We start from the raw sequence: 23238 nt of genomic DNA, 5'->3' as shown, positions 1-23238 counted from the left end.
CTGCTTTTTAGACCCGTCCCTCAGCTGCGACCGAGGCCAGTAACAACGCGCGATCACGCCGCAGGTGAGAGGTCATGGCACAGACGCACTATCGCCACGTGCTTGGGCATGCCATGCGCCGGGTGCCCGAGCACGGTCATGAGCGTGCAACACATGCGTGGGTATGTCGCGAGATTGCGCGCTTGCTGGATGTGCCTGACGCCGGCGTCGCCGGCCATGGCGTGATTGAAGGAGGAACATTCCACGTACCTGACGACACGCTCACGATTGCGCAAGCGCGTGGGCTTGGCATTGACGGCGTGGACGACTTGCTTGGCGGTATCGTGCCGCATGCATTTCTGGCCACCAAGGTCATCGGTCACCCATTGATTGGCGCCGATGCGGCACGCCCTGCAGGCTGGGATCAGGCGCTGGCCATGTCGCTGATTCCCGCCACGCTGCCGGGCTACACCGCGTTTTCTCGCCCGGATGCGATGCACGCGTTCGAGGCGCTGTCTGGTGGTGGAGACGTGCGCCTGAAGCTGCCCACCGGCGTGGGCGGCAACGACCAGTGGCGCATCGCCGACGCATCGCAGCTAGCGCAGGTGCTGGACAGCCTGCCCGAGACCTATCTGGGCACGCATGGTGGCGTGCTGGAACGCAATATCTTGCAGCCGATGACGCATAGCGTGGGCGAGTTGTGTCTGGCAGGTGTCCAGATTGCGTACTACGGCACGCAATGCAGCGTGCCCGATGCGGACGGCAGCGAGGTGTACGGCGGCTCGTCGTTGCGCGTCTTTCGTGGGTCGTTGGAGGCACTGATGGCGACCGCGTTACCATTGCTCGAACGGCAGGTGGTCGAGCAAGCGTGCAGATACGATCGATGCGTCACCGCCGCGTATCCTGAGCTGCAGATTTCCCGCCGCAACTACGATGTGGTCAGCGGTCGGGATGCTATCAATGTCCCGGTATGCGGCGTGCTGGAACAATCCTGGCGAATCGGTGGCGCAACCCCGGCCGAACTCGCTGCAATCGCCGCGTTCCAGCACGATCCCGCGTTGCAGTGGGTCAATGCGTCCACACACGAAATCTATCAGGGCCAGCCGCCGGCCGATGCGCAGGTCTACTATCGCGCAACCCAATCCGGTCCAGGGCCGCGTTACAAATGCAGGAGCATCTCTGCGACGTAATGGAAGCCAAACTTTCCAGCATCGATATCCCGGTCGGCCAGGACGCACTCAGTGGCACCTTGCTCACACCCTCAGGCATGCCTGCGGTGTTGTTCGTGCACGGCTGGGGCGGCAGCCAGCACCACAGCCTGGTACGGGCGCGTGAGGCAGCAGGCCTGGGCTGCATCTGCATGACCTTCGATCTGCGTGGGCATGAGGGTTACGCATCGATGCGCCAGACCGTGACACGCGCACAGAACCTGGACGACATCAAGGCTGCGTACGATCAATTGGCGGCTCTGCCCTATGTGGATGCGCAGTCGATCGCCGTGGTTGGCCTGAGTTACGGGGGCTATCTGTCCGCACTGCTGACGCGCGAGCGCCCGGTGGAGTGGCTGGCGTTGCGTTCGCCTGCGCTCTACAAGGACGCCCACTGGGACCAACCCAAGGTCAGCCTCAATGCCGACCCGGAGCTGATGGCGTACCGCCGGCAGCGCCTGCGCCCGGCCGACAACATCGCCCTGGCCGCCTGCGCCGAGTACAAGGGCGATGTGCTGTTGGTGGAAGCCGAACACGATGTGATCGTGCCGCAGCCGGTGCTGCACAACTACGCGCAATCATTCGTGCAGGCGCGTTCGCTCACATCGCGCGTCATCGCCGGTGCCGACCATGCGCTCAGCATCAAGGAGCACCAGCAGCAATACACGCGCGCACTGATCGACTGGCTGACCGAGATGGTCGTCGGCCGGCGTATCGCATTGGCCAAGGAGGTGGTGGCCATGCGCAAGCAGTTGCTCAAGGATCAGCAAGGCGCTGCTGCGACCCAATTGGAGCAGAGCACTCCGGTCTTTCGCGGCGACATCCGGGCGGTAGAGAAGACCGCAGGTTAGGCGTCAGGAACGAGGTAGCGCGTGCAACACCGTGCGGGCGTGCATGCGTTGCTTCCCCGGCGTGTTGGACATCCAGTGCGCGCGGGCCGTCGTGTGGGTAAATCACCCTGGAATGCGTGTCGGCATCCATGCACTTCCACTGACGCCCGACGAGCAACGAACGTTCATCACTCCACAATGCAGGACGGGCCCAAATAGGCCCGCCCTGGGTCAACACATTGCGCTCGCCGCGGCAATCTTTACCAAGCCGCTGCGATCAAGCCTTAGACGCGCGGATCAGTTGGGTTGCGGCGCGCCGCTGCATCGTGATGATCCGAATCGAACGCCTCACGCACCGCATGCTTGGCCTTTTCCCAGCTCAGGCGCGAATTGGCCTTGAAGCGGTCCCAGCCATCGCCCAGGTCGCGTTCCAGATGGTCGTCCCACTGGCGGCCGGCGTGCTGCTGGCGCGCCTGCATGCCATAGCGGTAAGCCGGACGATAGTCGTCATACGAATACTCGGCATCGCGGTAGCTGGCGCTGTCGAAGCGACCCGCATAGTGCGTATCGCTGTCGCGATAGACCGTGTGGGTACGGTCCGCACGCTCCCATGCGTCGCGTGCTGCAAGCCGGGCTTCGTCCCACTCCAGGCGCGATTGCCCGCGGTTACGTGGCCATTCCCCAGCCAGGGTGGCTTCGGTTTCTTCCCAGGTGCTGGTCGGGCGGGTTTCGCGTGCCTGCAAACCGAATCCGTAGACGGTGGCGTAGTCGCGATCGTAGTCGGTGCCTTCCTTGTAGTAAGGACGGTTGCGATGCTCCTGCCGCCAGTATTCGGTCTCCACCGTGGGGTCGAGCCGTTCGGCCACGCCCTTGCCAGCTGCAGCGCCCGCAACCACGCCGGCTGCTGCGCCAATCAAGGTGCCGAGTGGCCCGAACACCGTGCCCGCCAGCGCGCCAGCTGCCGCGCCGCCGGCGATGCCGCCCACGCCCACCCCAACCGGATGCGAACCAGGCGCTCCGAAGATCGGGTCGCGGTTCAAGTCCTTCGCTTCTTCTTTGCGTTCCTGCTTGTCGAGATTGCTCATACCGCCTCCGGCTTATTTGATGGATGCGCCCTGTAAATCAGACCGCGAACGAGGCGCCACGATGGCGTCGAAAGAGTGAAACGCGCGTGCTTTGATGTGAGCGCTGCCGCGACATGACTGAACTGTGCAGTGCATTGCGGATGAGGTTGCTCGCTCGCGCTTGCAACGTGTCTGTAGTGAAGAGGGCCGCAAGCGCGGCCCTCTTCTATCCCTTGATGCACACCACCTGGCGCAAGGTGTGCAGCACCTCGACCAGGTCCCACTGCGCCGCCATCACTGCATCGATGGACTTGTACGCGGCAGGCGACTCGTCGATCACTGCCGCGTCCTTGCGGCATTCCACATGTGCGGTGGCCTCGCGATGCTGTGCCAGGGTGATTTGCGCGCGTGCGGCGGTCCTGCTCATCACGCGCCCTGCGCCGTGGCTGCAGCTGTGGAAACTGTCGGCGTTGCCCAACCCGCGCACAATGTAGCTGCGCGTGCCCATGCTGCCCGGAATGATGCCCAGCTCGCCGGCACGAGCGCTCACCGCGCCCTTGCGGGTGATCAACAATTCCTCGCCACCGTGCGTTTCCTTTTGCACATAGTTGTGGTGGCAATTGACTGCGAGCTTTTCCAGCTGGAATTTGGGCAAGCGGTGACGCATCTCGGCCAGCACGCGCGCCATCATCGCCTCGCGATTTTCGCGGGCGTAATCCTGCGCCCACGACACCGCTTCGACATACTCGTCGAACAAAGGCTCGCCCTGCATGAAGAAGGCCAGGTCCTTGTCGGGCAGATGAAAACCCAACACGCGATGCGCCAGTTGCTCACGCGCGCGCTCGATGAAATACGTGCCGATCAGGTTGCCGGTGCCGCGCGAACCGCTGTGCAGCATCACCCAGACCGCATCGGTTTCGTCCAGGCAGATCTCGATGAAATGGTTGCCGCCACCCAGCGTGCCGATCTGGCAGTCCAGCTTGTCGGTCCGGATGCGCTTGTGCTGTTGCTTGATGGCATCCAGACGCTGCACCAGCCCGGACTGCGCGATGCGGGTCTGGATGCTGTCCGGCAGCTTGCGGTGCTCGCCGCCACGGCCGTTGCCTACCGGCACGCTGCGCTCGATGCTGGAACGCAGCTGCGCCAGGTTGTCGGGCAGGTCGTTGGCGCGCAGCGTGGTGCGCACTGCCGCCATGCCGCAGCCGATATCCACGCCGACCGCCGCCGGGATGATGGCGCCACGGGTCGGAATCACCGAGCCCACGGTTGCGCCTTTGCCCAGATGCACGTCTGGCATCACCGCGACCCACGGACCGACAAACGGGACCGCTGCGATATTGCGCAGCTGCGCATGCGCCTGCTCTTCCAGCGGCACGCCGCGCACCCAACCCTTGATCGGGGTGCTGCTGCCTTCGGCGTGCAGAAATTCAAAGTGTTGTGATGTACTCATTGTTGTCATTACCTTGCGGCAGTGCGTGGCAGATCCTTCCGCCACGCGCAGCCTTCATTGCCTGATCGTCACCAATTGCTTCAGCACGCCATCCAGGCCGCCGAACACGGTGAGCTTGTCGATCTTTTCGGTGACCTTTTCCAGCGCCTCCAGTTCCTTCAAACGCATCAGCACCGGGCTGTCTTCGATCAACTTGGCGGTGTTGAGCAACGAGCGCGTGGCGTTGGCCTCTTCGCGCCGACGGATGACGTTGGCTTGCGCCTGCTTCTCCGCCTGCACGACTGCGTTGAGGATCTCGCGCATCTCGCCCGGCAGGATCACGTCCTTGACGCCGACACCCAGTACCTCGATGCCGAAGCCGCTCACGCTGCCGCGCACATACCCGAATATATCTGCATCCAGGCAGGCCTTGTCGCCCAACAACTCGTCCAGCGTCTTGGCCGAGACTGCGCGCCGCAAACCGTACTGCAACTCGCGATACAGGTAATCGCCGGCCTTGGCCACGCGCGTACGCATCGCCACGGCATCGGTGACGCGCATGCTGGCGGCCAGGTTGACCCGCAACGACACCTTGTCGCGCGTCAACAGCTCCTGCCCGGACACTTCGACCGACTGCACGCGCAGATCGATCACGTCGGTGGTGATGTTCTTCTGGAAATTCCAGAATGCATACGCCCCCGGTCCGAACGGTGCAAGCAGCTTGCCGTCGACGAACACCAGCCCTTGCGACTCGGCCGGCACATCCATGCAGACCGCCACACGCGACAGCGTGCCGAGCTGGCGCAGCCTGCGCTGCACATCGGTGGGCACCTGCAGCCCATCGCCCAATGGCAGGGTCTGCACCTCGATTGCCGACGGACCACGCCAGTAAAGCGTGCGCGTGCCCGGTGGCAGCACGTCGTCGAGCTTGCCATTGCGGATCAGCAAGCCGACCTGCGCGGTGCCGATGTCGGCCAGCACGAAGTGTTGCGGCAGGATGCTACGAAGCGTGTCGATCAGCATTTCTGCATCGCAGCCCACATCGGCGCCTTGCGTGATGGCGTGGATGATGACCTGGCTGCGACCCAACGGGTCGAACAGGCGATAGACGCCGGGGACGAGCACGCGCTCGAACCGACGGTTGCGATACACCAGGCCGCGCTCGCCGTCACCGATCACGACCCTCTTGGTCCAGAACATGGCACTTCTCCTTAGGTTTGGCTCTGGTGGTCCGATCCGGGAATGCAGCCGTTCCGCTGCCCGGATCGGACTGCCGGCGGAACGTGTGCCGATGCAACGCGGCGTTGAAAGGTGGAAACGCCGGTGACGGCGGCCGTGCGGGGCGCAATGCGCTGTTGGCGCCTGCATCTGTGTGACTGCTGCGGTGCGATGGCTTGCGCAGCAGCAGCGAACGGCGCAGCACGCGCATTCAGGGCAATGGCCCGGCAGGGGCGCCGCTGCTGCAGGCAGTCAGGCGATGGCTTGCCTGTTGCCTGCGGCATGGGCGTTTCCGTAAGGGGACTTGCGTCCCGAGGAATGACCGAGAAGGTCATGCATGGAGCGGGATTCGAACCCGCGACAGACAGATTACAAATCTGTTGCTCTACCCAACTGAGCTATCCAGGGGTGGGTATTCCGGAATCGAACCAGGCCTACGGCTTTCGCCGCCGCTCCACCAGGAGCCGATACCCGTAACGAGAAACATGCCAAAGAGTTCGGTATACGCCACGGCATCGCCGCGCGCACCAGCTGGAATAAACTCCAGGCCGCTGAATATCTTTCGCAGTGTTTCTGATCACCGTTTTATTCAAACGGTAATTCTTGTCTGTGCATGACCACGCGCTACCCGTGCCCGGCACCTGGGCACAGCGCTCTCGCGCCTGGTCGCGTGCAACGTCCATGTTGTCGGGCAATCCATGCCCGGGTGCCTGGAAGGTCATCCACAGGATGTGATGCGAACGCACAACGAAAAACGCCCCGGGATGCAGCATCCGAGGGCGTTCGCGTGCCTCGGAGATCGGATGACCGATCTCCTTGAGGGGATCAGTCGAAGAGGGTGATGCGCACGTCTGCTTTCTTCGTGCGCACATACGATGCCGCGCGGTGCGCGCTGGGCAGTCGATTGAATGTGGCGGAGTTGAGCAGGGACATGAGGTCGGTTCGGTGAAAGTGCAGACGTGGCTGCTGAGGGCGCGAACATTACCTGCGTCTTTTTAACGATGCAAGCACTTTATGCAATTATTTTTCGGATTATCTTTCGCGAGGCGAAAGAGAATGCAGCTGTGTATCGGCTACAACGCGCTGATGAAATCGAAGAGGGCGGTGGAATCCGGCGATGATCTGATTCAAGCACCGCCGATGACGCATGCCGGTAGCGCGTCGTGAGCAGTCGTCGGAAAGTTTGCACGGCGCGCTCAAAATCGCTGTAGACACCCGGTCCATGCGCCGATGCCGATGCCCGCAGCGCGCGGACGCCGGCAAGCAATCAACCGCCGTGCGTGCCCAGGGTGCGCGCGCCGGTAAGGATCATGCGCAGCATCTGCGAGATCTGCTCGATCAGCTCGGGATCTTTTTCCGGCGGCGAATCCATCGCCACCGCGCCCATCGCAAATACCAGCCGGGTGATCGCCTTGGACACCAGGGCAGGAGCATGCAGCTTGGCGTTGTCGGCCGCGGCCAGGCGAATCAGGTCCACGCGCAGCTCGTCTTCGAAATAGGTGAGTTCGCGCTCCACCGCCTGCTTGAAGGCGTCCGAGCCCACTGCGCCTTCGCGCAACAGCACGTGCAGCAGCTTGTCGTCGGCGCGCAGCTGTTCCATGAAGGCTTCGACCGAGACACGGATGACACTGCGGTCGGTGGAGGTCGCGCGCTGGCGCGCCTGGCCGATGATGGTGCGCAGCGAACGCCCGGCCAGGTCGATCAAGGCCACGGCGAGCTCGTCCATGTCGCGGAACTGGCGATAGAAGCTGTTCGGCGCGATGCCCGCCTCGCGTGCCACTTCGCGCAGGCTCAGCGTGGACAGGCTGCGGTGCGGGCCAATCAAGGACAGCGCTGCAGCGATGAGATCCTCACGTGAAATCGCCGGCTTGCGGGACGGCGGCGCGTCGTGGGAAGGCAGGGCGATAGAGGTCATGAGGCTGCAGCCGGGCGTGGGCCTGAATCATAGCCCCTCTGGCAATATACAAGTGTATACACGGCTGTACATGCATGCGTATAGTGCGACCCATGAACCTGGCATCTCCTCGCAAGTCCAAGTCCCCGTTGCCGGCACGCCTGGCGCGTCGGCTGGTGTCCCCGCAACTGTTCGATTTCTGGGCAACCCGACTCAACCCGTTGTGGACGCTGGAACAGCCGATGGCGCGGCTGGTCCAGCGCACCCCGGCCAGCCGGGACGCGGTAACCTTGGTGTTGCAACCCAACGGCCATTGGCGCGGCCTGCAGGCCGGCCAGCATGTGAGCCTGGGCGTGGAGATCGACGGCCGCCGCCTGCTGCGCAGCTATAGCCCGACGGTGCTGGCCGACGGCCGGCTGGCGATCACCGTCAAGGCGATCGAGGGCGGGCTGGTGAGCCGCTTCCTGGCGCACGATGCGGCCCTGGGCACGGTGGTGTCGCTGGCCCCGGCGTTCGGCGACATGCTGCTGCCGACCACGCCAACTCCGCTCCTGCTGCTGGCCGCCGGTTCGGGCATCACGCCGATGCGCGCGTTGCTGCAGGCCGCCGCGCAGGCCGGCATGCCGATGGACGTGGACCTGCTGTATTGGGTGCGCCAGCGCGACGAAGCCTGCTTCGTCGACGAATTCGCCGCGCTGGCCGCGACGCATCCGCGCCTGCGTGTGCAACTGCTGACCACCCGCGAAGGCGAGACCCCCGCAGAACGCGTGGACACCTATTCGTTGGACCACATTGCCGCGCTGGACCAGCGCCATGTGATGGCCTGTGGGCCGGGCGGTTTTGTGCAGGCCGCGCGCGAGCGGCTGCAGGGATGCGTGGCTGCCTTTCAGGCAGAGGCCTTCAGCGTGCCGGCACTGGACCAGGCCGAGACCGGCCAGGTGCAGGTCCAACTGTCACGCAGCGGCCGTACCCTGACCCTGCCGCGCGGCCAGTCGCTGCTGGAAGGGCTGGAAGCGCAAGGCCTGCGGCCCAAACACGGCTGCCGCATGGGCATCTGCAATACCTGCGCCTGCCCGCGCCAGTCCGGCACCACCCGGCACCTGTTGACCGGTGAACGCAGCAACGAACCCACCGCACAGGTGCGCCTGTGCATCAGTGCGCCGAGCACTGACCTGATCCTGGATCTGTAAGGAATCTTCATGAGCCGAGTCCATAACCGTGCCCTGTCCGCTGCCGAACTGCAGTCTTTCGGCGACGAACTCGATGCCATCCGCGCGCGCGTGCTGCGCCAGGTGGGCGCCGCCGATGCGCGCTACATCCGCCGCATCGTGGCTGCCGTGCGCTGGACCGGCGTGGCCGGCCGTGCGCTGCTGTTCCTGGGCGCCTTCGTGCACAGCGTGCTGATTCCGGCATGGATCGCCGGCGTGCTGCTGCTGGCGTTGTCCAAGATCCTGGAGAACATGGAGCTGGGCCATAACGTCATGCATGGCCAGTACGACTGGATGGGCGACCCGCAGCTCAACGGCAACACCTACGAGTGGGACATCGTTGCCACCGGCGACAACTGGCGCAAGACGCACAACTTCAAGCACCACACCTACACCAATGTGCGTGGCATGGACGACGACATCGGCTACGGCCTGCTGCGCATCTTCCCCGAGCAGCGCTGGCGCCCCTTCTACCTGCTGCAGCCCTTTATCGCGGTGGTGTTCGCGCTGCTGTTCGAATGGGGCGTGGCGATCCAGGACCTGCGTCTGGGCCGTTGGTTCGCCGGCAAGATGAAGGCCGCCGAATTGCGTGCCTCGTTCCTGCCGGTCGGCCGCAAGATGGGTCGCCAGATGCTCAAGGACTACATCGTCTTTCCGCTGCTGGCCGGCCCGTTCTTCCTGACCGTGCTGCTGGGCAATCTGGCGGCCAACGTGCTGCGCAGCATCTGGACCTTCGTGATCATCTTCTGCGGCCACTTCACCGCCGATGCGGAAGTGTTTCCGAAGGAATCCATCCGCAACGAATCGCGTGGCCACTGGTATCTGCGTCAGCTGCGTGGTTCGTCCAACCTGACCGGTGGCAAGCTGATGAACGTGCTGTCGGGCAACCTGAGCCACCAGATCGAGCATCACTTCTATCCCGACCTGCCGGCCAACCGCTATGCGCAGATCGCCGTCGAAGTGAAGCAGGTCTGTGCGCGCTACGGCCAGCACTACAACACCGGCTCGCTGCCGCGCCAGTTCGGCCAGGTGATGTGGCGGATCGTGCGCCATGCCTTCCCGAGCCGGCCTAAGCCGGTGCGGCAGAGCAGTGCTGCATTGCAGGGCGCGTGATTGGGTTGCGCAACGCCTGATCGACATCGAAAGGCCGCCAATGGCGGCCTTTTTCTTGCCGGGTTCACTGCCTGGCGCTGCGTGCCTGTGCGTAGTAGGCGATGAAACCAGTGGCGGGCAATGCGCGCGAAAACAGCCAGCCCTGCGCCAGATCCACGCCATGGGCGCGCAGATAATCGAGCTGTTCCTGCCGCTCGACCCCTTCGGCGATGGTGCGCAGCCGTAGCGTCTTGGCCATCTCGATGATGTGCGCGGTCACGGCGCTGGTGGCCGAGTGGGTGCCGATGGTGTCCACGAACGATTTGTCGATCTTCAACGCGTCCAGCGGCAAGCCCTGCAGATACTGCAGGCTCGAATAGCCGGTGCCGAAATCGTCGATGGACACCGTGTGGCCGGCACCGCGCAGATGGGTGATGGTGGTGCGTGCCGCCTCGATGTCCATCAGGCTGCGTTCGGTCGCCTCCACCCACAGCTGGCCGCTGTCCACGCCGGTGCCGCGCAACGCCTGGGCCAGCACGCCCTGCACGCGGCCACTCTTGATGTCGTCGGCGGAGACATTGATGGCCACATGCAGCGCTGGATCGGCGGCCAGGGTGGGGCCGAGTTCGCGGATGACTTCGGCCACCACCAGATCGGTGATCGGCAGGATCAGGCCGCTTTGTTCGGCCAGCGGGATGAAGGCGTCCGGCGGCACCAGCACACCGTCGGGCTGCTGCCAGCGCACCAGCGCTTCGGCGCCAACGCAGGCACCGCTGTCGAGCGCAACGATCGGTTGGTAGTGCACGATGAACTCGCCGCGCTGCACGGCGATTTCCAGCCGCGCCAGTGGCGACAGGCGCCGCCGCGAGACCCACAGCACCGCACCGACCAGCAGCAGCGCCACGGCAATGCCGATCGGTACCAGCTGCAAGCGTGCCGCCGCCAGCGGCCCGCGCAGATAGGCCACCGGCTCGGTGACCACCGCGGCCCAGTCGCCACGACGGTCGCGCCCGAACAACACCTGCGACAGCACGAGGTCGCCCGGCTCACGCTTGGCCGTGGGGTCGATCAGCAAGTGTTCGGCGGCGGTGCCGGTGCTGCTGAGAATCTGCCCGTCCGGCGTGCCGATCGCCAGTTGCAGGCCCGGCGGAATATTGATGTCGGCCAGCGTGTCCGGGTTGACCAGGACGTTGTAGTCGCCCAGTTGCAGTGCCATCAGCGGACGCTGCGGATTGGCCAACGGCAGCAGCCGCGTGGTCACCGCGATGCCGCGTTTGACCACGAAGTCGGCCGTGCGCTGCGGAACGGTGTTGCGCAGTTGGCCCCACGACGTACAGCTGAGACGACCTTGTTGGAACCGTCCCAGCTCGACGATGTAGTGGCTGGTCAGCACCAAGGCGCGCATCTGCGCCAGGTGCGCAGGCGAGCACGGCGGCAACCGCGAGGCGGCCATGCTCAACAATGCGCCATGCGCCTCGTCGAAGGCGGTTTCGGTGCGCCGGATCGACAGCGCCGCCAGCTGGCTCAGCTTGCCCTCTTCGCGCGCCAACGCCAGCCGCCAGGCCAGGTAGTAGGACAGGCCGATCGGCAGCGTTGCGCTCAGCAACACCAGCAGCACGGTGACGCTGATGATGCGTTGGCGCTTCATCCCACCACCCGCGACGGCCGTGCTGCCGGTTCACGCATGGCCCCTGCAGAAACGCCGTCAGCGCGGGCTTGCGCAGATCGAACGTGCACGCCAACCGGCGTGCGCGAACGGCACACGTCGCGATTGGTGACGCACGGCATGGACTGATGAGGCTGCACGTCGCGAATGTACGACACACGCGTGCATTGCGCGCGTTTGCGGAGCGAAGCGGCTGTGATTTTTTTCCGACCGTCTTGCCTCGCATCGTGGCAGTCGGGGCCGCCTGCGGATTCACGCGACTGCACGCAGGACCGCGCTAGGGTCGGACTGTCTGCGCTCCCGCCCGGGAGCAGCCGGACACCCGTCCCACGCAGGACGCTTTCACTGGAGGAATCACGCATGACAACGCAGAAAGAACGCGTCGGCGGCACCGATGCGGTGCCGATCTTCAAGATGCAGGAGACAACACGCGACGGCGAGCTGACCAAGTACGTGGTCGGCGACACGGGCGTGGCTTTCGACAGCCTGGAAGGTGCACAGGCAGCTGCCAAGGATCTCGGCACGCTCGACGACTGAGAGGTTGGGGTGCTGGTCTGCGCGATGCAGCCGCCAGGACCGGTGCCCTGGGTCGCCACGGCAGTGGCCATGGCGACTGCGTCAGTGGGTGATTGTGGGCTGGGTGGTCGTTGAGAGCATATGCCTATCGTCCACTGGTCAGTGCCTCCAGGTCGCAAGGGTTGCAGGCGGTGCGTCGTTGCTGGCCTGACCAGTCCCCAGCCAGCCGGGGTCGCCTACGGAAGCGGTTGCTCGGTCAGCCGCCCGGTGTGCGGGGTATGGATCAGTGGCGACAGATCGAAGCCCTGTTCGCGCGCATGCGCCAGGTAGGCCTGGGCGATGTTTTCGTCCAGCTGCGGCAAGCGCGCCAGTAGCCATAAGTACTTGCGATCCGGGCTGCCGACCAGTGCAGCCGTGTAATCGGCGTCGATGCGCATCACCCAATAGTCGCCCTTGGTGAAAGGAATCCAGCGCAGACCCTCGGGCAAGAAGGTCACTTCCAGCCGGCTGTGCGTGTCGTCGATGGCACGCGCCTGGCCTACCGCTTCTTCCAGCTCGCCTTCCGCGGTGAAGCAGCGATTCTGGACGCGCACGCTGCCGTCGTCTTCCAGGGTGTAGTGTGCCGACACGTCGGTGCAGTCGGCATCCTCGAAGCGGGTCGGCAGGCGGGCGATTTCGTACCACGTGCCCAGGTAGCGATTCAGATCCAGCGAAGGGACCGTGGCAAGTTCGGGGTGGTGGCTCATACAGGCCTCTGCACAATGGAGTGCTGCCTGTTGTACGTGCAACGCCATGAAATGCATGTTGGGATATGGCGCCAGCGGTCGTGCAGCAAGGGCGGGCGTCCGTGAGGGCATCGGCTCGGTGCGTGCTGGCGTTAGGCACGATGCCACTCGTGCGCCGATGTCGCGCGAGCGATCAATTGGCTGCATCCGATGAACACCGTGACGGTGAATGCTGTTGCGCACTGGCACTGGCACTGGCACCAGCGCCACTTCCTGACAATGCAGGCGCCTTGCAGTAGCAGGATGCGCGCCCGCGCATGGCTTGCGGACCGCGCCCCCGGTTGACCTGCCGAACTACGCCGCGCTGGCGGCGCCAAGCGCGCGATCCAGTTTGCGGTAGCCGATCGCTTCGGTGAGATGGCGTGTGGCGATGTCCGGGCTGTCGTCGAGATCGGCAATGGTGCGCGCAACGCGCAGGATGCGATGCATCGAGCGTGCGGACAGCTGCAGGTGTTCGATGGCGCGCTCCAGCAGCACCTGATCGTCGTGTTGCAGGCGGCAATGGCGGTCGGTATCGGCCTGGTCCAGTTGCGCATTGGGCAGCGCGCCGCGTGCAAGCTGTCGTTGTCGTGCGGCGACCACGCGCGTCCGCACGCTGGCGCTGTCTTCACCGAGGTTGCCGCTGCGCAGCGCCTGTGGCGGAAGGCGCGGCACTTCCACATGCAGATCGATGCGGTTCAGCAACGGGCCGGAGATGCGGCTGCGGTAGCGACGGATGCTATCGCTGCTGCAGCGGCAGCGCCCGCTGCCATCGCCTGCCCAGCCGCACGGGCAGGGATTCATGGCGGCGACTAGTTGGAAGCGCGCCGGAAAATCCACGCTGCGTGACGCGCGCGCGATCGTGACCACGCCCGACTCCAGTGGCTCGCGCAACACTTCCAAGGTTTGCCGTTGCCACTCGGGCAATTCGTCCAGGAACAGCACGCCGTTGTGAGACAGCGAGATCTCGCCGGGGCGCGGGTGCGTGCCGCTGTGAATTCCAGCAAATTCAGCGACTAAATGTATTGCAAATCAAGGCTCTGGCGCCGATGATTGCAGGAAATAGCACGACTAAGCCACTGTAATAGAGGCGACTGCCTCTAGGATGCTGCCTAATGGCGCGACTGAGTTCTGACACCCCGGTGCGCGAGTTCCGGACAAGCCGAAGAAGCCTGACGGGACGCGTGACTTTGGGCGATGGAGGGGCCGCCGCTTTCGAGTCTTCGCTCGAGCGTGACTGGCTGCTAGCGCTCGACTTCGACCTCCGCGTCCAGGCCATCCAGGTCCAGCCCTTCTCTCTGCATTACAAGCATCGAGGGGCAACGCGCCGCTATACGCCGGACGTGCGGGCTGACTACAGGCTGGAGTCGGGTATGGCCACCGTGGTGTACGAGGTGAAGCCCTCCGAAGAACTGCGCTTGAACTGGTCGGCGTACCGCCCGCGGTTCAAGGCCGCTGTCCGCTACTGCCGGGATCACGGCTGGCGCTTCAAGCTTGTGACGGAGCGCCACATCCGAACTGCGCTGCTGGATAACGCCAGGTTCCTGCGTCGCTATCGTGCAATGCCCGAGCAGGATCTTTGTGTGCAGCAGCTGCTCTACACGCTGCGGGCGCTCGGCACGACCACGCCACAGGCGCTCCTGGCAGCGGCCTATTGGGCCGAAGAGTCGCGGATGGCCGCACTGCCTATGCTGTGGAAGCTCATCGCCACCGGCCGCCTCGGTGCTGATCTCCATGTGCCGCTCACCATGAGCGCGCCCATTTGGCTGCCGGGAAGCAGCGCATGAGCGGAATTTCCAAGGCGTTCTTTCGCGCGGAACCTGGCCAGTTGGTCGGATATGGGGGGCGGCGCTTTCGCATTACCCATTTGCTGTCTGTGGACAGCGTGCTTGCAGTCGATCTAGGAAGTCACGAGAGCCAACGTTTGCGGGTGGAATTGATGACGCCACTCGCACCGGAAGTGGATACGCAATCCCGAGTTGACATCGAACGGGACCTGGCGCAATACAGCAAGGAGGAGTGGGCCGAAGCGCAGCGGCGTTTCGCCGCGATCAAGCCATTGCTCGGAGATCCGTTGCGCACACGCGCAATGGCCGAGAAGCTCGCCGAGAAGGAGCGTGTCCACACCTCGACCCTGTACAAGTGGTTGAAGCTCTACCAAGCCGCGGGACACGTATCGGCGCTGGTCCCGGAAAAGCGCGGCCGCAAGAGTGGCGCGCTGTTACTCCGCGATGAGCAGGAAAAGGTCATTGGCTCTGCCATCGAAGACGTTTACCTGAGCAAGCAGCGCCACAACAAGCAGGACGTTGTGGATGAAGTGATACGGCGTTGCCGTCTGGCCAAGATCGATGCGCCCAGCGCAAACACTGTCCGAAGCCGCATTGCCGCACTGGAACCCGCGCAGACCCTACGCCGCCGCGGGTTTCGGGACGTGGCGCGAAATCGCTACGAGGCGATCCAGGGCGCCTTCCCGGGGGCAAACCATCCGCTTGCCGTGGTCCAGATCGATCACACAGAGGCGGACGTCATCCTCGTGGATGAGGTGCATCGCCAGCCGATCGGACGACCCTGGGTGACCCTGGCGATTGATGTGTACAGCCGAATGGTCGCGGGCATTTACGTCACTTTCGAGAAGCCTGCGGCGATTTCGGTGGGCATGTGCCTGGCGCAAGCGATCTGCCCCAAGCGCGAGTACCTGGCCGAGCTCGGCGTGGGCGGTGAGTGGCCGGTGTGGGGCGCGATGAGTGTCGTCCATAGCGATAACGGCAAGGAATTCCGGGGCCAGATGCTCAAGCGGGCCTGCGAGGAGTACGGCATGGACCTGCAATGGCGTCCGGTCACGCTCCCGCATTTTGGCGGCCACATCGAGCGCCTGATGGGCACCATGGCCAATCAGCTCCGAAAGCTGCCGGGGGCAACTTTCTCCAACCCCCAACAGCGCCGCGGCTATGACTCCGAAGCCATGGCGGCGCTGACGCTCAAAGAGTTCGAGAACCATTTGGTCGACTTCATCGTCAACGTCTATCACCAGCGTGTGCATTCCGAACTGGGCATGTCGCCCAAGACCAAGTGGAGCCTCGGCGTCCTAGGTGATGCGAACTCCACGGGTACCGGCATGTTCCCGATACCGGAAGATCCGCTGCGAATCCACCTGGACTTCATGCCGTTCTTCCATCGCTCGGTGCAGCAATACGGCATCCAGATCGACAACATCAGCTACTACGATCCGGTCTTGGACCCCTACGTCAGCGCCATGGACCCAGACAATGCCAAGGCCAAGCGCGAATTCCTGATCCGACGCGATCCGCGGGATATAAGCAAGGTGTATTTCCTTGATCCCAAGGATGGCCGCTACACGCCATTGCCATACCGCAACATCGGCTATCCGGCGATGAGTGCCTGGGAGCTGAGAGAGGTCCAGGCGCGACTGAAGGCCGAAGGGCGAAGGGGCGTGGATGAGAACCTGATCTTCGAGGCCTTGGAGCGCATGCGCTCCAAGGTTGCCGAGGCCAAGCAAAAGAGCAAGGCCGCCAGGCGGCAGGCTACCCGCAACCCGGCCGCAGCCAAGCATCATGTGCCCAAGCCCGCAGCGTCGCCCCACGTGTCGCAGCTGTCGGCGCCAGCGTCCACGATCGAGCCGGACCCGTTCGATGAGCCCATCCGTCCCTTTGATGAGGTCTCGCTGGTCCGATGACGCGATACAACCACCTCACCCCGGCCGTTGCGCAGGCCTTGGAGCTGCCGAAGTCTGAGCGGATCACGTTCTGCCAGACCGACCGCTGGATCGGCTACACCCGGGCGACGCAAATCCTTGATCAGCTTGATCAGCTGCTGACCTATCCGCGCAGCCTGCGGATGCCAAACCTGCTGATGGTAGGGCGTAGTGGCAATGGCAAGAGTTCTATCATCGAGCATTTCACCAACCGACATCCCGTGCAGATGACCGAGTCGGGTTCGCCGATCGCCCCGATCCTGCGCATCGAGATGCCGGAGACGCCGGACGAGACCGAGTTCTGGTCGACGTTGCTTTGGGCGCTGGCGATCTCGCATCGCGAGAAGGATCCGGCCTCGATCAAGAAGCGGCAGGCCAAGTCCGTCCTGCAATACGCCAACGTGCGGCTGCTGGTGATCGATGAGTTCAACAATCTCACCAATGCGGGTAAGGCCGCGGGCGACCTATTGGCGGCCATCAAGGGGCTGAGCAACGAGCTGAAGATCTCGATCGTTGCAGCCGGCACGCAGGCGGCCATCAACGCGTTGAATTCCGATCCGCAGATGAAATCGCGCTTTGAGCCTACGGCGCTGGATCGGTGGAAGCTCAACAGCGAGTACCTGCGATTCCTGGCCAGCTACGAGCAACTGCTGCCGCTGGCCGAGCCCTCGCAGCTGGCCAGTCGCGAGCTGGCTCCGAAGCTTTACGGAATGGCTGGGGACACCGTTGGCGGTACGGTGAAGTTACTCAAGGCCGCATCGGCACATGCCATCAACACCGGCGTGGAGCGCATCACTGGTCCTGTCCTAGATGATCTGGGATGGACGCGCCTGGGTGACTGGGACGCAGTGGCGCGCGTGGTGTGAGCCAGATGCGTTGGCCGCTGCCCGTTGAACCCCAGGAAGATGAGTTGCTGAGCTCGTTCCTGGTCAGGGCGGCACAGCGGCACGGTCTGTCGCCCTACCGCTTCTGCGCATTCCACTTTCCCGGTGTTCCGGTCTGGAACCGGGACATTGATCGTTCGGCATCGGACGCGCTGATCGCCGCAGTCGCGGTCAAGGCAGGGCTGTCGCCGGTATGTGTGGCGCAGATGACACTCCGCGGCGCCCAGGCCATTTTGAGCAAGGGCGTGGTACGCGACTCGGCCTCCTGGATCAATCGGGTCGGCATCTACCACCGCTTGCGACGAGGCTGGGGCCTGCAGTACTGCCCCGATTGTCTGGCAGAGCGGCCGGTCCTTTGCCGAGCCTGGCGCATGTCCTTCATGGTGGTGTGCAGCCACCATCGGCGATTCCTGCAGGACGCCTGTCCCCACTGCGATGCGCCACTGGCCATTCACCGGCAAATGCTCTCGGTGAAGCTGTGTCATCACTGCAGCTGCATGTTGGGAAGGATTCCGCAGGATCTGAGCGTACCGATCGACACGCTGATGCAGGCGCAGTCCTACTTTGAGCGCGCCCTGCATGGCGGGATTGCGGAGATTGGCGGTCAGACCGTCTGTTGCGAGGATCTGTTCCAAGGGGCGCGGGTGTTGGCCAGCCTGCTGGCGCCTCGCTCACCCTCGCCGCGTGCTCCTGCCAGGCACCAACGACGCTCATTGGAGCTGGCCCGTGTCCAAACTCGGGCCCACGTCGTGCTGCGCGTTGCCGAGGTGTTGGCCAGCTGGCCGCTGGGATTCAAGAGGATCGCGAAAGACCAACATTTGACGCAACGCAGCTTCGTGAGGAGTTCATTGCCGGATTGGTTGAGGTCAGCCGTGGAAGAGCTGCCGGTAGGAAGGACGCGTCACACGAAGCCCAGGAAGCGCCACGCGCTGCGAGCCAAACTGGAACAGGACCGGCGTCGTAATACGGATTGGCGGACCACGCGCGCAGCACTGCTGTGGCAGGCGGCGAGCAAATGAGCATCGATTCCAAAGGACAGCGGTACTGCGACGAATGCGGCCGTACGATCATCAACGCCCATCGCCTCCACAAGGGAGCGGAGTATTGCTCGTCGTGCTACCCGCGGGTTTTTATTCCTCTGCCATGCGCCCGCTGCGCGCGGCCAACGCGAACCCATCGCCATGCCACCACTGAGCCCATCTGTCGGCAATGCGAACGGGTGACCCGAAAATGCCTTCGTTGCGAGCGTTCGGTGCAGGGAAAGGCCGCGCGACTTGTGGACGGGCGGCCTGTATGCGTTTCGTGCGCGCCTTACTTCCTGCAGCCAGAACCTTGTGCGTGGTGTGGCGTGGAGAGCGTCCACTTGTCCCGGGCGCCGCGCCTTGGGATCGAGGACAAGATCTGCAACGCCTGCCGTAACAAGCTGACCCATCGCAGCTGTGGAATTTGCCGGCGTTATAGATCGGTGGTGGGCCTGTTGCCTAACGGCAAACCCCACTGCGAGGCGTGTACGCCTGGGGCCGAGCAGGTCCACACATGCCCGGGGTGTGGATCGATACAGGCAGGTAGCGGTCAAGGCCGATGTACCGCCTGCTTGAACCGTGAGCGCATCGAGCGTGATGCTGCAGTCCAAGTATTAGCGCTGGAGCGGGATTGGTCACGGGCGGCCTACTTGGCCTTTGGTCAATGGCTGCTCAAGGCGCAGCCGAACAAACCGCATCTGGCCAAGGTCTTCGCCAGCCATTTTTCCTTCTTTGCCCGACTGGATGCTTCGGTCTCCGATCCGGACATGCTCCGGGGCAACGGCTTGCTGGAGACGTTCAGCGTCGCTGAGCTGAGAAAGCATCTCTTGCCTGTGCGCTTCCTCGAAGCGCACCTCGGTGCCAGTCTAGACGAGGCTGCCAAGGTCGAGCAGGTCGAGCGGAGCCGGATCACAGAAAAGCTGCTCGCCTCGCGCCGTGCGCCCTATGCAGCGGTACTTAAACGCTATGTCGACTGGCTCGATGGTCAGGAAACGCCAACGCGGACGATCCGCCTGTACCTGACCGCCGCGAGTCAACTGTGCGAGATCGAGGGGCTTGGTGACAGCGGCGAGTGCAGTGAAGAGCAACTGCAGCACTTCCTGCGCCGCCATCCAGGCGGCCGGGCGAGTCTGTTCCGTTGGCTCACCTTCGGTCGAACGGTCCTGGGCTGGGAGATCACTATGCCGCAGCGCAGCGCCGGTAAGGCGCGGCCGCCGCGGACTGTACGCGATCTGTCCGTGCTCATGCGCAAGATCGAACAGGTCGGCATTGAACAGGCGCCAACGAAGCTCTTGCAACGGGCAATCGCCAAGGCGTTTGGTTTCCCCGTCAGGCGTCTGGCTGCTGGCCAATGGCGCGTGATCTCGCGGGGCGAGGAAATTCATCTGTCCGACGCGCACGACAGCATTCGTGTACCAGAGCCCATGCAACCGCTGGTAAAAACATGGGCAACCCGGGTGGGCGCTGTCACCGATTGAGTTCTGTCTTGACACATATCCGCGTTCATTGAGTGAAGCTGTATCGCTAACAAGCTTACGTAAGGGTAAGCAGCGAACAAGAAAGCGCGTTCTTCCCTTCCAGGTGGAAGTTGCCGAGAAGCGACGTGCTGATCGCAGACCAGCGCGAGGTCCTTCCGCATCGGCTCTTTCCAGACGCCTGCTTTGTTGTGGGCGTCACCAAGCTCGATCAGTATCCAGCATTCGTGCTTGAGGAATTCCGCGAGGCGCTCGCGGCCAAAGGCCACATCATTCCGATGTTTTGCCTTGATCCGCCCGTAGCTAGCCAGGTCGAATTCCTTGCCAAGGCGCTGCTGACGGTTGGGTATAGCCGAGATAGCCAGTCAGTACCCCGCTGATCCAGTAGCAGCGTGCGCACCCGAGGAGCTTGCCGGGACGGGCGCTTGTGGAGTAAGCGCGGGCATAGGGATATCGGGCATGGCTTGCTTCCACAGTTCAGCCGAGAACACAGACCAAGCGCCAATGCTCTTCTGGAGGAACACGATGTCGTTTTGCAGTTGTCCATCCAGTTCGTTGGGATATAGCACGTTGTAGCTGATGCCCTCCAGTGAGGACGGATTCTCGGCCTTACATGCGACCTCTCGCAGAATGCTGAAATGCGCCAGGTAGCGGCCGAGGGATGCAGTGAGTGCGCCGTTGGACGATAGGACGAGCCCGCCCTTGTCGTGAATCAGCGTGCTCATTTGCTCGCCGATGGCAACGATCTCGTTGACCATCGGCAAGGTCTCCGGATGTCCCTTGGCCAGCTCGTGCATGGCTTCGATCAAACGGAATCTGATCGGCTCATCTTTGGAGGGGTCGTAGATGAAGAGGTGCTGAGGGTCGGCAGGGATTCGTGTAAAAAACAGCCAAAAGTGAGCTAACTCACTGACAGTGAGAGGTTTATTACACGAATCTCTGCCGACCCTCAGGAAGGGCAATCAGTGGTATTTCGGGATGAAGGCGCACATCGGGGTGGATGAATTTTCCGGGTTGGTGCACCACGTGCAGTGCACCGCAGCCAACGTGGCCGATGTCACGGTGGCGCACGCATTGCTGCATGGCAAGGAAGACAGCGTGTTCGGCGACAGCGGCTATACCGGCGCGGACAAACGCCAAGAACTGCGGGACTGCCAAGCAGCATTCTTCATCGCCGCCAGGCCCTCGACGATCCAAGGCATCGGCAGCAAGCGCGAGCGTGCCCGGGAACAACGTTGGGAACACTTCAAGGCCAGCGTGCGCGCGAAGGTGGAGCATCCATTCCGGGTGATCAAGCGCCAGTTTGGCTACACCAAGGTTCGCTATCGCGGTCTGGCCAAGAACACGGCACAGGTGCTGACCTTGTTTGCGCTGTCAAACCTGTGGATGAAGCGAAAGCAGTTACTGCCTGCGATGGGGAGCGTGCGCCTGTAACCCGGAAATTCCCACGGAAAACGCTAGAAATGGCGAAATTCCGAAGTTCCAAAAGCCACTCGTCGGAACGACGCCACCTTCCACCCTGTCAGGCATCGTTGTTCAGACCTTCCTTAGCGACTTGTGCAAATCCAGACGCTATTAATATTCCAGTAATCAGGATGCTTCCCCCCTGCAGTAACGGCCCAACTCGCTAAATATGCAGAGCTGGAATTTACAAACTGTTGTTTGCATTTACCCAAAGCTTGCTGCTGGTGTGCGCTCCGCACCTGATTATCTGTAGGATTTGCGGGTTGAATGTTACCAAGCACAGAAACTGCCCCCAAATCGTCTGCCTGGCTTGGGGTCGATATCGATAAAAGAAGGAATCCGAATGCTGTTGCAGCGAGAAATGACGATATTCTAGCGCAAATTATTGATTTTCTTAGCATGCTTAATTCCTCGTTGTTGGTTAACATTTAATATTTTGAAGCATAGCCAAGGTGAGGGATATCCCCGATCAGGCGGCCCGCAGCCTCGCCAGCAGCGACGTACTGGCGTAACCGTCCTGCGGCAATTGCTGGCTACGCTGGAACGCACGGATTCCCTGGCGAGTTTGCGCCCCCAGCACACCGTCGATGCCGCCCACATCGAATCCCTTGTCGGTCAGCCTCTGCTGCAGCTCGGTGATCTGGGCCGTGCTATTGAGCGGCGGATCGTCTTTGGGCCAGGATTGCTCGACCCCGGCCCTGCCCGCATAGCCATCTGCCAGCAAGCCGACCGCCAGTGCATAGGCGGTGGAATTGTTGTAGCGCAGAATGCTGCGGAAATTATCGAACACCAGGAATGCCGGGCCGCGGTATCCGGTGGGCAACAACACCGATGCCAACTGCTGCGCCAGTGCGGGCGCAATCGGCCTGTGGGGCGCCACACCCAGGCGCCGCCATTCGGCGACGGTTTTTTTGATCGTCAGGTCGGCCTGCGCGTAGTCGAAGCCGGCTGACAGCTGGACTTCCTGTCCCCAGGGAACAGCGCTTGTCCAATTGCTCTGCTTGAGATAATTCGCCGCAGAGCCCAAAGCGTCCGCCTTGGAATTCCAAACATCCCGCTTCTGGTCGCCATCCTCATCGACGGCGTAGTCGCGATAGGTGCTCGGAATGAATTGCGTCTGTCCCATGGCGCCGGCCCACGAACCCACCAGCTGTGAGCGATCAATGCTTTTTTCCGTCTGCAGGATCTGCAGGGCCGCAAGCAGCTGCGTGTTGCCATACGTGGTGCGCCGCCCCTCATGGGCCAGTGTCGCCAGCGAGCGAATGACATAAAAGTCCCCGATCTGCTTGCCGTACCCGCTTTCCATGCTCCAGATGGCGGTCAGGATGCCCGGATCCACACCGTAGTGCTGCCGCAACTTCTGGAAGAGGGCGTGCTGGCTGATCAGCAGCTGCTGTCCTTCCTGGATGGCCGAAGGTGTGACACGCGCGTCGAGATAGTCCCACAGATACTGGGTGAATTCGGGTTGCTGCTGATCCAGTTCATGCACCGATGGATCGGGTGTGACACCAGCCAATGCGTTATCCAGCGTGGTGGCTTCAATGCCGGCGGCAAGCGCACGTTGGCGGAAGTCGGCCAGCCACTGTTCGAAGCTCGCAGTGGGTGCGGGATCCTGCTGTTGCCCACCGGCGTCGGTTGCGGAGGATGCGGTTGTTTCGGGAGCGATGGCTTGCGCTGCTAAGCTGGTTGCGGCCACACAGACGCTGACACCGAGCGATAGACGCAAAAGGCGCGAAGGCATGATCATGAGATACCGGAGGTGGTGGTTGAGCGGCCACTCTAGTCCTCCTGTTCCCAAGATGTAATTATTGCA

The 23238-nt window shown here is 63.0% G+C and carries 19 protein-coding genes and 2 pseudogenes; 12 read left to right on the top strand and 9 right to left on the bottom strand.

Features of this window, described 5'->3' with window-relative positions:
- Nucleotides 1-74: 74 nt before the first annotated feature.
- Together FLG15_RS19630 and FLG15_RS19625 are read left to right on the top strand one after the other, a co-directional pair.
- Complete coding sequence (locus FLG15_RS19630) at nucleotides 75-1169, top strand: DUF3182 family protein (protein ID WP_057679048.1); 1095 nt, start codon at nucleotides 75-77, stop codon at nucleotides 1167-1169.
- Nucleotides 1169-2038 (top strand): alpha/beta hydrolase family protein, encoded by an 870-nt coding sequence (locus FLG15_RS19625; RefSeq protein ID WP_057679047.1) that lies wholly within the window; start codon nucleotides 1169-1171, stop codon nucleotides 2036-2038. Before FLG15_RS19630 ends, FLG15_RS19625 begins: the two co-directional genes overlap by 1 nt.
- A 263-nt stretch (nucleotides 2039-2301) precedes the next feature.
- On the opposite strand, the gene FLG15_RS19620 is transcribed toward FLG15_RS19625, so the two are convergent.
- The 4 genes from FLG15_RS19620 to fabR form a co-directional block, all read right to left on the bottom strand.
- Nucleotides 2302-3102, bottom strand: coding sequence for a hypothetical protein (locus tag FLG15_RS19620; RefSeq protein ID WP_150147135.1), 801 nt, complete (start codon nucleotides 3100-3102; stop codon nucleotides 2302-2304).
- A 205-nt stretch (nucleotides 3103-3307) separates the two neighbouring features.
- Complete coding sequence (locus FLG15_RS19615) at nucleotides 3308-4531, bottom strand: RtcB family protein (protein WP_057679045.1); 1224 nt, start codon at nucleotides 4529-4531, stop codon at nucleotides 3308-3310.
- Between the two features lie 54 nt (nucleotides 4532-4585).
- Nucleotides 4586-5710, bottom strand: a complete 1125-nt coding sequence (locus FLG15_RS19610; RefSeq protein WP_057679044.1) for a slipin family protein — start codon at nucleotides 5708-5710, stop codon at nucleotides 4586-4588.
- Nucleotides 5711-6995: 1285 nt separating this feature from the next.
- Nucleotides 6996-7643, bottom strand: a complete 648-nt coding sequence (gene fabR, locus FLG15_RS19600; protein ID WP_005989260.1) for an HTH-type transcriptional repressor FabR — start codon at nucleotides 7641-7643, stop codon at nucleotides 6996-6998.
- Between the two features lie 92 nt (nucleotides 7644-7735).
- Between fabR and FLG15_RS19595 the strand changes: the two genes are divergently transcribed.
- On the top strand, nucleotides 7736-8812 hold the full coding sequence (locus FLG15_RS19595) for a ferredoxin reductase (RefSeq protein ID WP_057679042.1): 1077 nt from the start codon (nucleotides 7736-7738) through the stop codon (nucleotides 8810-8812).
- A 9-nt stretch (nucleotides 8813-8821) separates the two neighbouring features.
- Complete coding sequence (locus tag FLG15_RS19590; RefSeq protein ID WP_017158196.1) at nucleotides 8822-9943, top strand: fatty acid desaturase family protein; 1122 nt, start codon at nucleotides 8822-8824, stop codon at nucleotides 9941-9943.
- 64 nt (nucleotides 9944-10007) lie between these two features.
- Here FLG15_RS19590 and FLG15_RS19585 read toward each other — a convergent pair whose 3' ends face one another.
- The gene (locus tag FLG15_RS19585) at nucleotides 10008-11570 is read right to left on the bottom strand and encodes an EAL domain-containing protein (RefSeq protein WP_057679041.1); all 1563 of its coding nucleotides are present in this window, start codon (nucleotides 11568-11570) and stop codon (nucleotides 10008-10010) included.
- A 378-nt stretch (nucleotides 11571-11948) separates the two neighbouring features.
- On the opposite strand from FLG15_RS19585, the gene FLG15_RS19580 reads away from it, so the two are divergent.
- A complete protein-coding gene (locus tag FLG15_RS19580) occupies nucleotides 11949-12125 on the top strand; it encodes a hypothetical protein (protein ID WP_017158194.1) in 177 nt (58 codons plus the stop codon).
- A gap of 215 nt (nucleotides 12126-12340) precedes the next feature.
- On the opposite strand, the gene FLG15_RS19575 is transcribed toward FLG15_RS19580, so the two are convergent.
- Nucleotides 12341-12850: a lipocalin family protein gene (locus tag FLG15_RS19575; RefSeq protein ID WP_057679040.1), complete on the bottom strand. Its 510-nt coding sequence runs from the start codon at nucleotides 12848-12850 to the stop codon at nucleotides 12341-12343.
- A gap of 333 nt (nucleotides 12851-13183) precedes the next feature.
- A pseudogene (locus FLG15_RS19570) lies at nucleotides 13184-13891 on the bottom strand (ATP-binding protein); the annotation flags it as partial.
- Nucleotides 13892-14052: 161 nt separating this feature from the next.
- On the opposite strand from FLG15_RS19570, the gene FLG15_RS19565 reads away from it, so the two are divergent.
- From FLG15_RS19565 to FLG15_RS19540, 6 genes are all read left to right on the top strand, one after another.
- Nucleotides 14053-14655 (top strand): TnsA endonuclease N-terminal domain-containing protein, encoded by a 603-nt coding sequence (locus FLG15_RS19565; protein ID WP_150147758.1) that lies wholly within the window; start codon nucleotides 14053-14055, stop codon nucleotides 14653-14655.
- Nucleotides 14652-16562, top strand: a complete 1911-nt coding sequence (locus tag FLG15_RS19560; RefSeq protein ID WP_150147132.1) for a TnsB C-terminal domain-containing protein — start codon at nucleotides 14652-14654, stop codon at nucleotides 16560-16562. Before FLG15_RS19565 ends, FLG15_RS19560 begins: the two co-directional genes overlap by 4 nt.
- Entirely contained in the window at nucleotides 16559-17446 is an 888-nt protein-coding gene (locus FLG15_RS19555) for a TniB family NTP-binding protein (protein WP_150147130.1), read from the top strand. The genes FLG15_RS19560 and FLG15_RS19555 overlap by 4 nt, the downstream gene beginning before the upstream one ends.
- Before the next feature lie 5 nt (nucleotides 17447-17451).
- Entirely contained in the window at nucleotides 17452-18483 is a 1032-nt protein-coding gene (locus FLG15_RS19550) for a TniQ family protein (protein ID WP_150147755.1), read from the top strand.
- Nucleotides 18484-19058: 575 nt separating this feature from the next.
- Nucleotides 19059-19964 carry a hypothetical protein gene (locus tag FLG15_RS19545; RefSeq protein WP_150147126.1) on the top strand — a complete coding sequence of 302 codons (906 nt, stop codon included), beginning with the start codon at nucleotides 19059-19061 and terminating at the stop codon, nucleotides 19962-19964.
- A gap of 125 nt (nucleotides 19965-20089) precedes the next feature.
- Nucleotides 20090-20341, top strand: a complete 252-nt coding sequence (locus tag FLG15_RS19540) for a hypothetical protein (RefSeq protein ID WP_150147123.1) — start codon at nucleotides 20090-20092, stop codon at nucleotides 20339-20341.
- Here the strand turns inward: FLG15_RS19540 and FLG15_RS19535 are convergent.
- Complete coding sequence (locus FLG15_RS19535; RefSeq protein WP_150147121.1) at nucleotides 20327-20758, bottom strand: hypothetical protein; 432 nt, start codon at nucleotides 20756-20758, stop codon at nucleotides 20327-20329. The genes FLG15_RS19540 and FLG15_RS19535 overlap by 15 nt on opposite strands.
- A gap of 154 nt (nucleotides 20759-20912) precedes the next feature.
- Here FLG15_RS19535 and FLG15_RS19530 point away from each other — a divergent pair.
- Nucleotides 20913-21395 (top strand): annotated as a pseudogene (locus FLG15_RS19530) (IS5 family transposase); the annotation flags it as partial.
- Nucleotides 21396-21894: 499 nt separating this feature from the next.
- Here FLG15_RS19530 and FLG15_RS19520 read toward each other — a convergent pair.
- Nucleotides 21895-23172: a lytic murein transglycosylase gene (locus FLG15_RS19520; RefSeq protein WP_150147119.1), complete on the bottom strand. Its 1278-nt coding sequence runs from the start codon at nucleotides 23170-23172 to the stop codon at nucleotides 21895-21897.
- Between the last annotated feature and the right edge of the window lie 66 nt (nucleotides 23173-23238).

Source organism: Xanthomonas phaseoli pv. dieffenbachiae, assembly GCF_008639345.1.
GTDB lineage: Bacteria > Pseudomonadota > Gammaproteobacteria > Xanthomonadales > Xanthomonadaceae > Xanthomonas > Xanthomonas phaseoli.
The sequence above is the reverse complement of the archived record's forward strand: the minus strand, read 5'-3'. Positions and strand labels throughout refer to the sequence as shown.

Coding starts and splice junctions, on each gene's coding strand:
- FLG15_RS19630 (WP_057679048.1), top strand. CDS start 75: ATGGCACAGACGCACTATCGCCACGTGCTTGGGCATGCCATGCGCCGG.
- FLG15_RS19625 (WP_057679047.1), top strand. CDS start 1,169: ATGGAAGCCAAACTTTCCAGCATCGATATCCCGGTCGGCCAGGACGCA.
- FLG15_RS19620 (WP_150147135.1), bottom strand. CDS start 3,102: ATGAGCAATCTCGACAAGCAGGAACGCAAAGAAGAAGCGAAGGACTTG.
- FLG15_RS19615 (WP_057679045.1), bottom strand. CDS start 4,531: ATGAGTACATCACAACACTTTGAATTTCTGCACGCCGAAGGCAGCAGC.
- FLG15_RS19610 (WP_057679044.1), bottom strand. CDS start 5,710: ATGTTCTGGACCAAGAGGGTCGTGATCGGTGACGGCGAGCGCGGCCTG.
- fabR (WP_005989260.1), bottom strand. CDS start 7,643: ATGACCTCTATCGCCCTGCCTTCCCACGACGCGCCGCCGTCCCGCAAG.
- FLG15_RS19595 (WP_057679042.1), top strand. CDS start 7,736: ATGAACCTGGCATCTCCTCGCAAGTCCAAGTCCCCGTTGCCGGCACGC.
- FLG15_RS19590 (WP_017158196.1), top strand. CDS start 8,822: ATGAGCCGAGTCCATAACCGTGCCCTGTCCGCTGCCGAACTGCAGTCT.
- FLG15_RS19585 (WP_057679041.1), bottom strand. CDS start 11,570: ATGAAGCGCCAACGCATCATCAGCGTCACCGTGCTGCTGGTGTTGCTG.
- FLG15_RS19580 (WP_017158194.1), top strand. CDS start 11,949: ATGACAACGCAGAAAGAACGCGTCGGCGGCACCGATGCGGTGCCGATC.
- FLG15_RS19575 (WP_057679040.1), bottom strand. CDS start 12,850: ATGAGCCACCACCCCGAACTTGCCACGGTCCCTTCGCTGGATCTGAAT.
- FLG15_RS19560 (WP_150147132.1), top strand. CDS start 14,652: ATGAGCGGAATTTCCAAGGCGTTCTTTCGCGCGGAACCTGGCCAGTTG.
- FLG15_RS19555 (WP_150147130.1), top strand. CDS start 16,559: ATGACGCGATACAACCACCTCACCCCGGCCGTTGCGCAGGCCTTGGAG.
- FLG15_RS19550 (WP_150147755.1), top strand. CDS start 17,452: ATGCGTTGGCCGCTGCCCGTTGAACCCCAGGAAGATGAGTTGCTGAGC.
- FLG15_RS19535 (WP_150147121.1), bottom strand. CDS start 20,758: ATGCACGAGCTGGCCAAGGGACATCCGGAGACCTTGCCGATGGTCAAC.
- FLG15_RS19520 (WP_150147119.1), bottom strand. CDS start 23,172: ATGATCATGCCTTCGCGCCTTTTGCGTCTATCGCTCGGTGTCAGCGTC.